20 protein-coding genes and 1 riboswitch are annotated in these 13,767 nt (G+C 50.5%); of the genes, 12 read left to right on the top strand and 8 right to left on the bottom strand.

What is annotated here, in order from left to right:
• Window positions 1-109: 109 nt before the first annotated feature.
• Window positions 110-1,066 (bottom strand): metal ABC transporter solute-binding protein, Zn/Mn family, encoded by a 957-nt coding sequence (locus tag D5E69_RS16960; RefSeq protein ID WP_347566704.1) that lies wholly within the window; start codon window positions 1,064-1,066, stop codon window positions 110-112.
• Window positions 1,067-1,214: 148 nt separating this feature from the next.
• Entirely contained in the window at window positions 1,215-1,457 is a 243-nt protein-coding gene (yidD, locus tag D5E69_RS16955) for a membrane protein insertion efficiency factor YidD (RefSeq protein WP_048007468.1), read from the bottom strand.
• 190 nt (window positions 1,458-1,647) lie between these two features.
• Here yidD and D5E69_RS16950 point away from each other — a divergent pair, with 190 nt between their 5' ends.
• A complete protein-coding gene (locus D5E69_RS16950; RefSeq protein ID WP_048007366.1) occupies window positions 1,648-2,121 on the top strand; it encodes an S-ribosylhomocysteine lyase in 474 nt (157 codons plus the stop codon).
• Between the two features lie 47 nt (window positions 2,122-2,168).
• Here the strand turns inward: D5E69_RS16950 and ytzI are convergent, their stop codons facing one another.
• Window positions 2,169-2,354, bottom strand: coding sequence for a YtzI protein (gene ytzI, locus D5E69_RS16945; protein WP_048007367.1), 186 nt, complete (start codon window positions 2,352-2,354; stop codon window positions 2,169-2,171).
• Between the two features lie 148 nt (window positions 2,355-2,502).
• On the opposite strand from ytzI, the gene D5E69_RS16940 reads away from it, so the two are divergent.
• The gene (locus tag D5E69_RS16940) at window positions 2,503-2,676 is read left to right on the top strand and encodes a putative motility protein (RefSeq protein ID WP_048013486.1); all 174 of its coding nucleotides are present in this window, start codon (window positions 2,503-2,505) and stop codon (window positions 2,674-2,676) included.
• Window positions 2,677-2,770: 94 nt separating this feature from the next.
• A complete protein-coding gene (locus D5E69_RS16935) occupies window positions 2,771-4,069 on the top strand; it encodes a hemolysin family protein (protein WP_048014519.1) in 1,299 nt (432 codons plus the stop codon).
• A 47-nt stretch (window positions 4,070-4,116) separates the two neighbouring features.
• Here D5E69_RS16935 and D5E69_RS16930 read toward each other — a convergent pair whose 3' ends face one another.
• Window positions 4,117-4,362 (bottom strand): DUF6154 family protein, encoded by a 246-nt coding sequence (locus D5E69_RS16930; RefSeq protein WP_048007370.1) that lies wholly within the window; start codon window positions 4,360-4,362, stop codon window positions 4,117-4,119.
• Window positions 4,363-4,567: 205 nt separating this feature from the next.
• Between D5E69_RS16930 and D5E69_RS16925 the strand changes: the two genes are divergently transcribed.
• The 3 genes from D5E69_RS16925 to ytkD all read left to right on the top strand — a co-directional run bounded on the left by D5E69_RS16925 (window position 4,568) and on the right by ytkD (window position 5,892).
• Window positions 4,568-4,957, top strand: coding sequence for a phage holin family protein (locus D5E69_RS16925; protein WP_231578934.1), 390 nt, complete (start codon window positions 4,568-4,570; stop codon window positions 4,955-4,957).
• Between the two features lie 57 nt (window positions 4,958-5,014).
• The gene (locus tag D5E69_RS16920) at window positions 5,015-5,338 is read left to right on the top strand and encodes a hypothetical protein (RefSeq protein ID WP_048007371.1); all 324 of its coding nucleotides are present in this window, start codon (window positions 5,015-5,017) and stop codon (window positions 5,336-5,338) included.
• A gap of 92 nt (window positions 5,339-5,430) precedes the next feature.
• The gene (ytkD, locus tag D5E69_RS16915) at window positions 5,431-5,892 is read left to right on the top strand and encodes an RNA deprotection pyrophosphohydrolase (RefSeq protein ID WP_048007372.1); all 462 of its coding nucleotides are present in this window, start codon (window positions 5,431-5,433) and stop codon (window positions 5,890-5,892) included.
• Here the strand turns inward: ytkD and D5E69_RS16910 are convergent.
• From D5E69_RS16910 to D5E69_RS16900, 3 genes are all read right to left on the bottom strand, one after another.
• Entirely contained in the window at window positions 5,879-6,676 is a 798-nt protein-coding gene (locus D5E69_RS16910; RefSeq protein WP_048007373.1) for an ABC transporter permease, read from the bottom strand. The genes ytkD and D5E69_RS16910 overlap by 14 nt on opposite strands.
• A complete protein-coding gene (locus tag D5E69_RS16905; RefSeq protein ID WP_048007374.1) occupies window positions 6,666-7,433 on the bottom strand; it encodes an ABC transporter ATP-binding protein in 768 nt (255 codons plus the stop codon). Before D5E69_RS16905 ends, D5E69_RS16910 begins: the two co-directional genes overlap by 11 nt.
• 61 nt (window positions 7,434-7,494) lie before the next feature.
• Window positions 7,495-8,466, bottom strand: coding sequence for an ABC transporter substrate-binding protein (locus tag D5E69_RS16900; RefSeq protein WP_159130379.1), 972 nt, complete (start codon window positions 8,464-8,466; stop codon window positions 7,495-7,497).
• A gap of 144 nt (window positions 8,467-8,610) precedes the next feature.
• On the opposite strand from D5E69_RS16900, the gene D5E69_RS16895 reads away from it, so the two are divergent.
• The 3 genes from D5E69_RS16895 (at window position 8,611) to D5E69_RS16885 (ending at window position 10,559) form a co-directional block, all read left to right on the top strand.
• A complete protein-coding gene (locus tag D5E69_RS16895) occupies window positions 8,611-9,399 on the top strand; it encodes an alpha/beta hydrolase family protein (RefSeq protein WP_159130378.1) in 789 nt (262 codons plus the stop codon).
• Between the two features lie 3 nt (window positions 9,400-9,402).
• A complete protein-coding gene (locus D5E69_RS16890; RefSeq protein WP_048007376.1) occupies window positions 9,403-9,645 on the top strand; it encodes a DUF2584 domain-containing protein in 243 nt (80 codons plus the stop codon).
• A gap of 101 nt (window positions 9,646-9,746) precedes the next feature.
• Window positions 9,747-10,559 (top strand): YwqG family protein, encoded by an 813-nt coding sequence (locus D5E69_RS16885; RefSeq protein ID WP_048013490.1) that lies wholly within the window; start codon window positions 9,747-9,749, stop codon window positions 10,557-10,559.
• A 254-nt stretch (window positions 10,560-10,813) separates the two neighbouring features.
• On the opposite strand, the gene D5E69_RS16880 is transcribed toward D5E69_RS16885, so the two are convergent.
• Entirely contained in the window at window positions 10,814-11,146 is a 333-nt protein-coding gene (locus D5E69_RS16880) for a hypothetical protein (protein WP_048013491.1), read from the bottom strand.
• A 128-nt stretch (window positions 11,147-11,274) separates the two neighbouring features.
• Window positions 11,275-11,457: riboswitch (cobalamin riboswitch) on the top strand.
• A 136-nt stretch (window positions 11,458-11,593) separates the two neighbouring features.
• Between D5E69_RS16880 and D5E69_RS16875 the strand changes: the two genes are divergently transcribed.
• The 3 genes from D5E69_RS16875 (at window position 11,594) to D5E69_RS16865 (ending at window position 13,720) form a co-directional block, all read left to right on the top strand.
• Window positions 11,594-12,136 (top strand): hypothetical protein, encoded by a 543-nt coding sequence (locus tag D5E69_RS16875; protein ID WP_048007472.1) that lies wholly within the window; start codon window positions 11,594-11,596, stop codon window positions 12,134-12,136.
• Between the two features lies 1 nt (window position 12,137).
• A complete protein-coding gene (locus D5E69_RS16870) occupies window positions 12,138-13,064 on the top strand; it encodes an ABC transporter substrate-binding protein (RefSeq protein WP_048007378.1) in 927 nt (308 codons plus the stop codon).
• A gap of 95 nt (window positions 13,065-13,159) precedes the next feature.
• On the top strand, window positions 13,160-13,720 hold the full coding sequence (locus tag D5E69_RS16865; RefSeq protein ID WP_414129474.1) for a biotin transporter BioY: 561 nt from the start codon (window positions 13,160-13,162) through the stop codon (window positions 13,718-13,720).
• The last annotated feature ends 47 nt before the right edge of the window (window positions 13,721-13,767 follow it).

The raw sequence follows: 13,767 nt of genomic DNA, 5'->3' as shown, positions 1-13,767 counted from the left end.
GTATGTCTCCCTTGCATGTTTTCCTTATTGTCCACGAAATGGAAACGGAATATGCATGGAAAAATCGGAGGCAGGCATAACAAAAAAAAGCGGCACGAGGCCGCTTTTGTCAGTACAATGCTTTTTTGAGTGTATCGATGTTCCGGTTCATCAATGAGAAATAGTCTTCTTTGTTCTTCTCATCTTCAGGGGTCAGAACGGCGAGATTGTGAAGCGTCAGGGCTTCGGCACCCAGCTCCTTCTGGACGACCTCTGTCAGGCGGGACGATACATTCTGTTCGAACATGATGTATTGGATATTTTCTTTCTTTCCTTGATCGATGATGGCCTTAAGCTCTTTCTGGGAAGGCTCATCCGAAGTGTTCAAGCCGGCGATCGATTTTTGATTCAGTCCATAGCGCTCGGCCCAGTAGTTATAGGCCGCATGTGAAACGAAGAAGGTCTTCTTCGGAGCGGCATCCGCCATTTCGTGGAAGTCTTCATCGAGCTTTTTCAAATCTGCGTCAAGGTCTTTGAGGTTCGCCTGGAATTCATCTTTATGCTCAGGCATTTCGTCAGAAAGGGTGTCTGCGATGTTTTGAGCGATCTGCTGGGCGTATACGGGATCGAGCCAGATATGTGGATCGGTATCCCCGTGGTCATGCCCTTCCTCTTCATGATCTTCTCCCTCTTCATGGGCGTCGTGATCGTGACCCTCATGGGATTCGAGGTCGATCCCTTCGCTTGTAGCCACGACTTTCACATCTTCGTTTTCAAGGATGGATTTCGATTTGTCCACGAAGCCTTCCAGTCCCAGTCCGATATAAAAGAACACATCCCCATCGGCCATGTCGATCATATCCTTTTGAGATGGTTCGTAGGAATGTTCATCAGATCCAGGTGGATAAACACTCTCTACTTTTACGTGATCACCACCGATCCGTTTGGTGAAGTCCTCAAGGGGATACACCGTGGTATGTACCTCCAGAACATCTTTTTTCTTCCCATCTCCATCCGAAGATGAAGCACCGCAAGCCGATAAGATCAGCACAAGGGCAATGAGCCAACTTTTACGAATATACTTCAAAAGAGAACCTCCTCTATAAACTGTAATGATTACGATTTAGCACATTGGTTATTTTACTATCGTTCTTCCAGAAGCGCAAGTATTATTTTCTACTCAGTATGCCCGCCTTTGCCGCCTCCTGATTCGGTTCAAGAAAAAAAGACCATGTCTAGTGGACGTGGTCCTTCTTCGGCGGCCATTCCGCGGGTACTTCATCGATGCCGCCCGGGTGGAAAGGGTGGCATTTCACGATGCGCCTCACGGTCAGGTATCCGCCCTTCAAGGCACCGAATCGACTCACGGCCGTGATGCCGTAGTGGGAGCAGGTCGGGTAAAAACGACAGGTGGGAGGCTTAAGTGGTGAGATGACTTTTTGATAGATCTTGAATAAGATGAGAAGTAATCGTTTCATCATGTGTGGTCCTTCCGCGTTCGTTTTCCTTTACTATAGCAGAAAGATCATCTCAGCCAAAAAAGTTTGTTTACGACGGACTGATCCGGGAAAACAAAGAATGACCGATGGTTAATTCGGATTAAGTTGATGAAATAACTTTGAATTTACGGTATACTGATGAAGAATCCAAAATAGGAGTGATGAATCAATGCCTTCAGTAGAAAGCTTTGAATTGGACCATAATGCAGTAAAAGCACCATATGTCCGCCACTGCGGAGTTCACAAAGTGGGGAGCGACGGACTGGTGAATAAGTTCGACATCCGTTTCTGTCAGCCGAATAAGCAGGCCATGAAGCCGGATACGATCCATACTCTTGAGCATCTTCTCGCCTTCACGATCCGTGAATATGCTGAGCCATATAAACATTTCGATATCATCGACATTTCCCCGATGGGATGCCAGACCGGCTATTACCTCGTAGTGAGCGGAGAGCCGACAGTCGAAGAGATCATTGATCTTCTTCATGCAACCATGGAAGACGCCATCACGATCGAGGAAATTCCTGCTGCCAATGAAAAACAGTGTGGCCAGGCGAAGCTTCATGATCTGGATGGAGCGAAGAAACTGATGAAATTCTGGTTGGGTCAAAGCAAGGAAGATCTGAAGCAGGTATTTGCGTAAAACAGGAAACCCCGGCGGATGCCGGGGTTTTTATATGGGGAGGAGCCTCATCGTTTCGGCTCTTCCTTCTTTTGATTCTCTTCCTTTTCCATATGCTCAAGATGCGGATTGTTTTCAATGGGATCCACGGTATGTTTGACGGATGTATAGGCCTTTGATGTCGTGAGGGCACTGATGAAGATCACGAGGATACAGATGGCGATGGAAATGATCAGCACTAAAGTCACTGACATAATGACACCCCTCCTTTTTCCGCTAGTGTATCATAGAAAGCGCTTCAATATAGATGGATTATCAACAACTTTATGACTATTTTTCCATTTTGCCTTTTTCAGGGAAAATGGATTTGGTATGCTTAACGTATGCAAAGGAGGCTTGATCATGAACTTATCATCCATCATGGCGCGTCAGGTAGCAGATCTGCAGCATACGGTGAGTCTGAGCCTTATGAAGACTCAGATGGCCACCCAGGCAGCACAGGCGGTCGTCATGCTTCAGGACATGAAAGAAGCATCACACCCTCATAAAGGCACCGTGATCGATCAGAAAGGGTAGGGAGCGTCTGGGTATCCAGGCGTTTTTTTGTTGTAGGCTGGAGGAAAGAGTGCATACTAACGGGTAAATCCACTGGAGATCGGAGGAACCCAGATTGTCAATCGACCTTTTATTCCTGCTCATCCTTATGATCCTGAATGCCTTTTTTGCCGCTTCTGAAATCGCCCTCATATCCATGAATGATACGAAGATCAAGCTGCTTGCGGAGCAGGGGGATAAAAAAGCGGGGCTGCTCGTGAACCTGCTTGCCGAGCCTAGCCGCTTCCTCGCCACCATCCAGGTGGGGATCACCCTGGCCGGTTTCCTGGCGAGCGCATTCGCCGCAGGGAGCTTTGCGGGAAGGATGGCAGATCTGCTTCATGACTGGGGTGTCCCCCTTTCACAGAGGATCCTCGAAACCGTGTCTGTCGTGGTCATCACGATCATCCTGTCCTACTTCACCCTTGTGATCGGTGAGCTTGTGCCGAAGCGCATCGCCATGCAGCGCCCGGAGCCGATCTCCATGTTCGTGGCCAGGCCGCTGTCAATCCTGTCTGCTTTGACGTATCCGTTTGTGAAGCTGCTTACGCTGTCAACGAACGCCATCCTTCGATTATTCGGAATCGACCCGGATGCACATGATGAAGAGGTCACCGAGGAAGAAATCCGCATGATGGTGGACGTCGGCAAGGAGCGGGGGACCATCCAGGATGCGGAGAAGACCATGATCAATAATATTTTTGAGTTTGATAATACGACCGTGTCCATGATCATGGTCCACCGCACCAACGTGACGGCCCTGTCGGTAGATGCAGGCTTTGAAGAGGTGGTCCACTTCGTGAATCAGGAGAAATATACGCGCTTTCCTGTTTATGAAGAAGATATCGATCATATTACGGGCGTGCTACACGTGAAGGACATCCTTCAGTATATGGAGACGGGAGTAAAGGAAGACTTCGATCTGAAGCAGGTGAGCCGTCCCCCTTATTTTGTACCGGAATCGAGGATGACCGATGAACTGTTCCGGGACCTGCAGCTGAACAAAGTCCATCTGGCCGTCGTGCTGGATGAATTCGGTGGAACGGCGGGGATTGTGACCCTGGAAGATCTGCTGGAGGAAATCGTCGGTGATATTTATGATGAGTATGATGATGAAGAAGAGGGGTATGAGCAGATCGATGAGCGGGTCTATGAATTCGACGGGACGACGAACTTGCATGATGCCGAACGGATCCTCGAAACCGATCTGCCGAGCGAAGAGTTTGATACAGTGAGCGGGTTCATCATCAGCGAGCTTGGCGATATCCCTGAACCCGGTGCGGCTGTGGAGTTTGAGCGGATCACCTTCAGAGTACTCGAAGCGGACGAAAAGAGAATCAAACGGGTGTTGATCACCCTGCCAGACGATGAATGAAAAGGCAAAGAAGCTGACCCCCGGGGTCAGCTTCTTTGCCTTTCACCTCAATGATAGCTCTTGTTCCCGGCAGGCTCGCGTCCTGCCCCTTTGGACCATCTTTCCTTCAAGGTTTCAAATATGTATAAACGGAAGAAGTATTCCAGTTCCCCGGTTTCCAGCTCATTCAGCATCTCAAGAAGTTCTTCCCGTGAGGTGTCTTCAAGGATGGTAAGGGCAATAAGATCCAAATCTTCATCGGTACCTTTGATCCTGCCGCGGTACATTTCATAAATCTCTTCGATCAGCTTCATGCGCTTCACCTCCCTTATGTTCATTCTATCACGAACCCTTCTCAATTACTCCACATATTATGTGGGGACAACTCTATTTTTGTCATTACCCACCCCCGATATAAACTAATCATTTTGCTCCATTCCCATGATCAATGGATATGAGCCGGAGTGCCGGTTCTTGATGCATATGGAAGCGAGGTTTACGGAAAGGAGATGCTTACATTTGGAAAGAGTATTATTGGTGGCAGGCTCGGGAATGGGGGCCTACATCATCCAGTTATTCGGTGAATGGAACCCCCTGTTGACCTTTCTGGTTGCCGTGGTCATCCTCGATTATTTCACCGGCGTCATCGCAGGTGCCATAGAAGGAAAACTCTCGAGCCGATTCGGTCTCAAGGGGATTGCCCGTAAGGTCCTGATTTTCGCCCTGGTGACTGTCGCGCACTTATTAGATACTATATTGTCAGATCAGTACTTTATTCGTAATGCGACCATCATTTTCTATATCTGCAACGAAATGATTTCCATCATCGAAAATGTCGGACGGGCAGGGGTGCCAGTCCCGGAATTTTTGAAGAAGGCCGTGGAAATCCTGAAAAAGAGAGGGAAATGAATAGAAAATGTGATATTGAGGAAAATGAGGATAGAAAGATGAAAAGGGGTGGACCGCTTGCAGGAAGAACGGAATGACTATTATATTGAAGTCGCGACCGGTGAGATCTCAAGGAGCTCGACGGATTCTCCGTGGAACTTCAAGATCTCCGCTACGGATGAAGAAATCATTGGACTGCGTGAGATCTTCGACTCAAACCATTCGGTGAGCTGGCAAAACTTTTACCGGGCCCACGTGCCCTTTGTCCAATATCACTTCGACCGGGAAAATGATGCGTACGATGAAAATCTTCATCGCGTCTACGAAACCCTTCACCGGTTGGGGGACGAAGAAGCACGCGCCTTTATCGAAAGCATGGGAATCCTCAAATCCTCCGATTGACCTTAACGGGAAACCGGTCCACCAGAGCTTTAATGGTGGACCGGTCCTTTTTATTTGTGGTTATAATGGTAGATAGAATGAGGTGAAGCATAATGGAACAATTCAAGGATGCGAACGGACTGGACGTCCACTTTTCATACAGGCGAGATGCCTTCTCCCCGGAATCCGGGCATGTCCTCGTCATTTGCCGGTACGGTGAAGACTGGGTGTTCACCCGTCATAAAAAGAGGGGCCTCGAATTCCCCGGGGGGAAGAGGGAAAAGGGTGAGTCCCTGGAGGAAGCGGCCATACGGGAGACGTATGAAGAAACGGGGGCCGTCATCACGGAACCGGCCTTCATCGGGGAATACAAGGTGCATGGCGACGCCCCGTTCGTGAAGACGATCTTTTTCGGAGAAGTGAAGGAGATCATCGACAAGGAGGACTATCTTGAAACGGATGGGATCTTCCTGTGGAACGGGGACTGGACCGGGATACAGGATGACCCATCGTTCAGCTTCATCATGAAGGACCGTGTCATCGAACTGGCACTGAAGAAGGTCACGAACGGATAAGCTTCTTCTCGATGATTTCCACGACCTTATACATGAGGGTGGCACAGACGGCGATCACGAGAAGGGACATGAGGACAAGGGTGAAGTTGAACACCTGGAATCCATAAATGATCATATAGCCAAGTCCCTTGGCCGATACGAGGAATTCCCCCACGATGACGCCCACCCATGAGAGCCCGACGTTCACCTTCAGGGTCGAGATGATGGTCGGGAACGAGGAAGGGAGGATCACTTCCTTGAACGTTCGGCTGCGCTTTGCGCCGAATGTGTGCATCACCTTCAGGTAATTGGGGTCGACTTCCCGGAAGGAAGTGTACACGACGATCGTCGTGATGATGACGGAAATGATCGTCCCCATGGCGATGATCGATGTGAAGCCCGGTCCGAGACCGACGATGAGGATCGGACCCAGTGCCACTTTCGGCATGGCGTTCAAGATGACAAGATACGGATCAAGAACCTTCGAGAGGAAGGGAGACCACCACAAGAGGGCTGCGAGGAGTGTCCCGAGCAGCGTGCCCAGTATGAAGCCGATCACCGTCTCCCCCAAGGTCACGGATAGATTGGTGACGAGAGTCCCGTCCGAGAGTTTCTCCATGAACAGATCCCATATTTTCGTCGGGGAGCTGAAGATGAGGGGATCGATCCAGGACTGCCGGCTCGCCGTCTCCCAAGCCCCGAAGAATACGATGAAGATCAACCCCTGGTAAAGCCATACCAGGCGTTTTTCTTTTTTCAGGCTCTGAATATACTCCTTGTGTTTTTGATGCGTGTCACGCGTCAAGGCTTTCAAGCTCCTTCCATATCATTTGGAAAAATGCAGGGTAATCATCGTGATTCCTGACATCAAACGGTGTTTGCCCGCGCAACCCGACCGGAACCTCGAAGGTCGCGTGGATCCGTCCGGGTTTGGCTGCGAACAGATAGATGCGGTCGCTCATGGCAATCGCCTCGCCGATGTCATGGGTCACGAGGATCGCGGTCTTCCCGAATGACTTCAATGTAGTGAACACAAGATCTTCAAGTTTCAGTTTCGTCTGGTAATCGAGGGCGGAGAAGGGCTCATCAAGGAGAAGGAGCCTCGGCTCGGTGATGAGCGTCCTGATCAGGGCTGCCCGCTGCCGCATCCCTCCCGACAGTTCCCTTGGATAAAGATTCTGTACCCCTTCAAGACCCATTTCCTTCAGAAGAGCCGAGGCTTCTTTTCTTTTCCCGGGCGTGACCGTCCCTTTAATGGACAGACCGATCAAAATATTCTCCTCGATCGTCTTCCAGGGGAACAGATAGTCCTGCTGAAGCATGTATCCGGTCAGGTCCCTTCTCTCGGAAATGGGACGCCCTTCAAGATTCACGGAACCTTCCGTCGGATCCATGAGACCCGCGATGATGGAAAGGAGGGTGGTTTTGCCGCACCCGCTCGGTCCGATGAACGATATGAACTCCCCTTCATCCACGTGAAGGGAAACATCGTCGATAGCGGCATTGGCCGCCTTCAAGGAAAAGTACGTATGGCTGATGGAATCCAACGATAAAAAACTCAACAGTGAACCCCTCCTATCTGATACGTAAGAAGGGCTGACTCATCCGTCAGCCCGATCTTAGCTATTCTTTGGATGCTTTCTCGGCAATCGATGTATTCACCAGCGTATCGTGATTGATTCTCTCAGGCAGTTCCCCGGCCTGATCCATGATGTTCTGGAGATTTTCCCACTCTTCCTGATCAAGGACCGGATCGGTGGCAAATGAGCCTTGAGACTTGTAGCGGTCCACGACGGTTTCCATGATGGCGGGATCTGTATCCTCGAAGTACGGTGCAATCACTTCGGCGATCTCTTTTGAACTGGCTTGATCGACCCATTGCTGGGCTTTGTAGAGCGCCCGGGTGAACTTATCCACGGTTTCATCATTCTTTTTCATGTAGCTTTCTTTTGCCATGAAGGTCGTATAAGGCACATGTCCGGACTCGGTGCCGAATGAGGCGACGATATGTCCTTTTCCTTCCTTCTCGAAGATGGAAGCGGTCGGTTCGAACAGCTGTACATAGTCACCTGTACCGGATGCGAAGGCATTCGCCACGTTTGCAAAATCGATGTTCTGGATCAAGTCGAGATCCTTGTGCGGATCGATGCCGTGCTCCTTCAGCACGAATTCGCCGACCATCTGCGGCATGCCGCCTTTACGCTGGCCGAGGAAGGTCGTTCCCTTCAACTGTTCCCATTCGAAGTTCTCCACCTTTTCCCTGGACACAAGGAAGGTACCGTCGGTCTGGGTGAGCTGGGCGAAGTTGATCACCGGGTCATCCGAGCCCTGGGCGTGGACATAAATGGACGTTTCCGATCCGACAAGGGCGATGTCGGCTCCGTTCGACAGGAGGGCCGTCATCGTCTTGTCTCCGCCCCAGGTGGTTTTCAGCTCGACGTTCAATCCTTCGTCTTCGAAGAACCCTTTCTCGATCGCTACATATTCCGGTGCATAGAAGATCGATCGGGTGACTTCTGCCACACGTACTTTCTCAAGTGGTTCTGCCTGTTTCCCGCAGCCTGAGGCCAATAAAGCAATCCCGGCGACTGCCATGCCGGTCCGTATCCACTTTTTCACAGCCGTTTCCTCCTTTGCTGCATGACTGACGTTTTACCTGTCACGCACGGTTTTCATTTGCTAAACCATTGTATGTTTGGGGTAAAATATGTGTGAATACCCATGGGAAAGGAAGAGATGATGAAAAACGGGACGATTATCCAAAAATATGAATTTCCTTCCCCGAACCCGGCGGTGAGGATGTTCGAGTTGACGTATATGTCTGGCGGTTTGAAGGTGAAGGGGATGCTTGCGGAGCCTGCAAACGGCAGCGGGTACCCGGGCTTCCTGTACTTAAGGGGAGGAATCAAGGGTGTGGGGAAAGTGAGGCCGGCAAGGATCGGCCAGTTTGCTTCCCACGGCTTCATCGTCTTTGCCCCCTATTACCGGGGAAACCTCGGCGGAGAGGGAAGCGAGGACTTTGCCGGGGATGATCGCGAGGATGCCGTATCGGGTGTGGACCTTCTGCGGGATCATCCCCGGGTGACAGGAGGGATCCATGTGTTCGGATTCTCCCGCGGCGGGGTGATGGCCCTCCTGACGGCCATCGAACGGCCAGATGTTGCTTCCGTCGTCTCCTGGGGAGGGGTAACAGATATGTTCCTTACATACGAAGAGAGGGTCGACCTGCGTCGCATGATGAAGCGTGTCATCGGCGGGACGCCGAAGAAAGTACCCGAGCGTTACGAGTGGAGGACACCGCTCTTCCAGCTCGATCGCCTGAAGGCACCAGTCCTGATCATTCACGGTGAACAGGATCAAAACGTCTCCATCGAACATGCGCGCCGCCTTGAAGAGGGGCTGAGGGAGATGGGGAAAAAGGTTGAGACACAGTATTATCAAGCCTACACGCATTATTTCCCGCCTCGGAAGAATCAGGAGATCGTCGCAGGGATGTGTGAGTGGATGAAAAAACACGAGGGGGAATGACCGATGGGCATGCCGATGGAACTGAACACCATGATTGTAACGAAGAACAACGAGGTAAGAGAAGAAGAGAATCTCTTCACACTCGTGAAAGAGGGGTACCGCCTTTATCCGATGGAGATCCCCATAGAAGTAAGGGTGACAAAACACAGCGAGCCAAACGCAATCGGCCGAATTGAGGAGCTGCGTTGGAAAGACGGGGAAACGTCGATCACCTACCGGTTGCTGTCATTGAACTCAACGAATTGATGTAGAGTGAGCGGAAGAGAGCAGGCAGATTCATCGATGACAGGCAGGAATCCTTTCTGTATGATGGAAAAAAGATGTTTTTTTCCAAGGAGGAGATGAATGTGGCACAATCGGTCAACCTGCAAGCGAAACTTGCCCCTTACCGCACGGCTCTTGATGGAACGGAGATTCCTTCTGTCCATCTGCATATAAAAGAGGGGAAAACCGGCCCTTATGATAGTAAGATTGCCGGGGATCCGTATTTCCCGAAGGCGGATGAGTACCCTGTGGACGGGGAGGGGCACCCGATGAAACTGTTGGCCCAGATCAATTTCGGTCAGCTTCCGAAGCTCGAAGATTATCCGGAATCAGGACTCCTGCAGATCTTCATTTCGGTCCATGATGACCTGTACGGAATGAATATCGACCAGAAGCAGGACCAAAAGGATTTCCGAATCAGATTTATAGAAGAGCCGTTCCTGCCGAAAGAAGAGCTCGTATCCGATTTTTCTTTCGTGAAAATCCCCGATGACGTGTATTTCCCTGTCACGAAGGAAGGCGCCGTCCTGGCGGAATTGACAAGTGAAACGATCAGCGCAGGCGACTATCGCTTCGAGAAGGTGTTCGGGAAGGAAAGCTGGGATCTGTTTGAATCCATGACCGATGATGGGGAAGAGGCAGACGCCCTCATGGATGAGTTCTATGAAACCCAAAGCGGCTTCGGACATAAGATCGGAGGATATCCGGGCTTCACACAGGAGGATCCGCGTCAGTATGAAGATCAGGACCATGCACTGCTGCTGCTTCAGATCGACTCGGATGATGAAGTGGACATGATGTGGGGCGACTGCGGCATTGCCAACTTCTTCATAAAGAAAGAAGATCTTAAGAAGAAACAATTCGGCAATGTGGTCTATAACTGGGATTGTTCATAAGACGAGCCGGCATAGCAAAACCCGAATTCATTTGCCTACGATCAGGCTAGTGAATTCGGGTTTTTAATTTTTTGGAACAAAAGAATTTCATTGATTCCAGCGGTTGATTGGAGTGCAAGACGTAGACTCCTGCGGGAGAGTAGCTAATGTGAGACCCCGCAGGCGTGCCGAGGAGGCTCACGGGCTACCCGTGGAAAGCGAAGTCTTGCACGGAAATCATGAGCGGCATAAAGAACCTACACTGATCGTGCTCGTCATTTTTCAATCTCTTCATAGAGGAGGTATCGTTCGTCAGAAGTCTTGGCGATGAGATAGGTGCTGTGGTCCTTTACATAATAAAGATCCGTCCCCTTCTTCAGATGATTCGCCGTGAAGTCTTTTTCAGGATGGAACTCATCCCCGATCTTCTCCTTGATCTCCCCTGCCTTCCCGTCGAGGGTGAGCGTCTTCTTGACAGGCAATAGCACATATCCCTTCCCGTTCAACACCAGCATATCCCCGTATCCACACAACTCGTAGCTTTTTTCTTCACTTCCGCACCCTGCCAGCAGCAGGGATATGAAGCTCAGTGGGATCAACCATTTCATGCCATCATCCCTTCTTGTTTGTTTGTCCTATTCATTCCTATTCAGATACGGACAGGTTCATGAAAGGGATTTGAAAAAATAGGGACACTCCATATGGGCTCACATGATATAATGGTCCTTAAGTGAATAGACCTTCGCAGAAATCAGGTGCGCTCGCGCATAAAGGGAATCCGGTGAAAAACCGGAGCTGTTTCCGCAACTGTAAGTGCTGACGAACCAAGGAAAAACCCACTGTTCCATCAATGAACGGGAAGGGCCTTGAAGTAGGATGATGCACAAGCCAGGATACCTGCCTGATTTCCATCGTATTATGCTCTTCGGAAGTTAAGGGGATGGTGCGGCTTGATGCATCTTTTATTTTGATGATGATTGCCGGCCGTTTGGCTGGTTTTTTTTATGCCCGTTTCCGGTACGATCGGTGATTCACTAAAAGAGAAGAAAGGGAGGATGAACGTGGGGAAAAAGGATTTCAGATACATCTGTTATCCGTATATGAGGGAGTCCCAGTCGACGGTCGATTTCGAGATCCGGACGGATTCCCTGGCAACGAGGATCGGTCAGGCTTCTTCATTGACAGAGGGGGCAGTCCGTGAAGATCTGCTTTATCTTTGCGAGATGGCTTATCACCTGAATGGTTCGGTGCGGGGGGAGATGGCCATCTCCCTCCAGGATCTGCAGCGATTGAGCGACCTGTATGACACGTACGTGAACGAAGTGGAAGAGGAAATCCGAACATTCCTGCTTCCTCAGGGATGCTACGCGGCTACGGTCCTTCATACGTGCAGGAGCGAAGCGAAGAAATCGGTCAGGGCCCTCCATAAGGTAAGCCTCGAACAGAAAGTGGACAATCTGCTGTTCAAATATGCCCATCTGCTGGCAAATGTCCTGTTCGTCATGGCCGTGTATGTGAATAAATGTGAAGGGGTGAAAGAAATCCCCTTTATCAGCAAGTCCTATGGACTATCAAAATCAGGCAAGGGAGAACAGTGAGATGAAAAAACATGCATGGATCGGATTGTTCATCAGCTTTGGTCTCATTCTATCAGGATGTGGGACCGGTGAAGAAACAGCATCAACAAAAAAAGAAGAAAAGTCAACTGTCTATAGCGTCAAGGATGACCGCGGGGAAGAAGTCACGTTCAAAAAGGTTCCGGAGACCGTCGTTTCCCTGCAACCGAGCAACACAGAGATCCTGTATGCCGTAGGGGCAGGGGATAAAGTGGTCGGGGTGACTGAATTCGATCATTATCCGAAGGAGGTGGAGGATCTCGAGGTCATCTCCGATTCCATGACCGTCAATGCGGAAAAAGTGATTTCCCTGGACCCAGACGTCGTGATCGCCTATACAACAGGTGATGATGCAGGGATCAAGCAGCTTGAAGATGCGGGCATTCCGGTTTTCGTCATCCAGTCTGCCCAAACCTTTGACGACGTTTACGGCGATATCGAACAGGTGGCAAAGGTAATGGGGGCCGAAGAGAAGGGGAACGAAGTGATTGAAGGGATGAAGAAACAAATCTCCGATGTCGGTGAAAAGGTCCAGGCACTTGACGAAAAAGAAAAGGTCTATTTTGAAATCAGCCCCGCTCCTGAGATCTATACGGCGGGTGGAACGACCTTCCAGCAGGAGATCCTCCAGGCTGCTGGTGTGGATAATGTATTTGCCGATCAGGAGGGCTGGCCGAAGCTCGGGGAAGAAGAAATCATCAAACGGAATCCTGCGACCATTCTGACAACGGTGAACTATGTGGAAAATCCCGTAGATGAAATCAAATCCAGGACCGGCTGGGACACGATCGACGCCGTAAAGGATGACCGGGTCATCTATCTTGATTCCGATGTCATGTCCCGACCGGGCCCGAGGATCGGTGAGGCAGTCGAAATCACGGCCAAGGCTGTTTATCCGGACCTTTTCTAGAATTCATTCAAAATAGTGTAAAAGAAAGCCTTTTCAAACTCGCTTTTAATATGTAAACTAACAATATAATTAAGTTTACATATTTCAAGGGGTGTATGAAAATGGATCGAGACAGGTTGAGAATGATTATTCAGTGCGGGGTGTTTGCAGCGATCACGGGAATCTTTGCGCAAATCGAAATTCCCCTGCCCCTCGTGCCGATCAGCGGGCAGACTTTGGCAGTGGGGCTGACGGCGACGATTCTTGGGAGCCGCTACGGGGCTTTTGCCCTCGTCGGATACACCGCCATTGGGGCAGCCGGACTCCCGGTGTTTGCAGGGATGAGCGGAGGAGCCCATGTCCTGGTCGGTCCGACGGGAGGGTACATCGTTGGATTCATCGCGGCGGCCTATGTGACAGGATTGATCTTGGAGAAAACCTCTTTCATCCTGCCCATGGCCATGGTGGCCAATCTGGTCGGGATGGTCGTGACCCTGATCCTGGGGACGATCCAGCTGAAGTTCGTGGCAGACCTTGGGTGGAGCCAGGCGATGGCAGCAGGGGTCTATCCGTTCCTTGTAGGAGGATTCATCAAGGCGGCCCTTGCCAGCTGGCTCGGGATCGTCGTACGCAATCGCTTGGTGCAGGCAAGATTGATCAAGCCGGCAGTCGCCTGAAGAGCGCTTTCGAACAAAAAAGGAAAATCCGGACGCATCTTCTGCGT

It is taken from the genome of Rossellomorea marisflavi (assembly GCF_009806575.1).
GTDB classification, from domain to species: Bacteria; Bacillota; Bacilli; order Bacillales; family Bacillaceae_B; genus Rossellomorea; species Rossellomorea marisflavi_A.
The sequence above is the reverse complement of the archived record's forward strand: the minus strand, read 5'-3'. Positions and strand labels throughout refer to the sequence as shown.

Coding starts and splice junctions, on each gene's coding strand:
- ytkD (WP_048007372.1), top strand. CDS start 5,431: ATGGAACAATTCAAGGATGCGAACGGACTGGACGTCCACTTTTCATAC.
- D5E69_RS16950 (WP_048007366.1), top strand. CDS start 1,648: ATGCCTTCAGTAGAAAGCTTTGAATTGGACCATAATGCAGTAAAAGCA.
- D5E69_RS16890 (WP_048007376.1), top strand. CDS start 9,403: ATGGGCATGCCGATGGAACTGAACACCATGATTGTAACGAAGAACAAC.
- D5E69_RS16875 (WP_048007472.1), top strand. CDS start 11,594: ATGAACGTGGGGAAAAAGGATTTCAGATACATCTGTTATCCGTATATG.
- D5E69_RS16870 (WP_048007378.1), top strand. CDS start 12,138: ATGAAAAAACATGCATGGATCGGATTGTTCATCAGCTTTGGTCTCATT.
- D5E69_RS16865 (WP_414129474.1), top strand. CDS start 13,160: ATGAAAATGGATCGAGACAGGTTGAGAATGATTATTCAGTGCGGGGTG.
- ytzI (WP_048007367.1), bottom strand. CDS start 2,354: ATGTCAGTGACTTTAGTGCTGATCATTTCCATCGCCATCTGTATCCTC.
- D5E69_RS16880 (WP_048013491.1), bottom strand. CDS start 11,146: ATGAAATGGTTGATCCCACTGAGCTTCATATCCCTGCTGCTGGCAGGG.
- D5E69_RS16930 (WP_048007370.1), bottom strand. CDS start 4,362: ATGAAGCTGATCGAAGAGATTTATGAAATGTACCGCGGCAGGATCAAA.
- D5E69_RS16940 (WP_048013486.1), top strand. CDS start 2,503: ATGAACTTATCATCCATCATGGCGCGTCAGGTAGCAGATCTGCAGCAT.
- D5E69_RS16895 (WP_159130378.1), top strand. CDS start 8,611: ATGAAAAACGGGACGATTATCCAAAAATATGAATTTCCTTCCCCGAAC.
- yidD (WP_048007468.1), bottom strand. CDS start 1,457: ATGAAACGATTACTTCTCATCTTATTCAAGATCTATCAAAAAGTCATC.
- D5E69_RS16900 (WP_159130379.1), bottom strand. CDS start 8,466: ATGGCAGTCGCCGGGATTGCTTTATTGGCCTCAGGCTGCGGGAAACAG.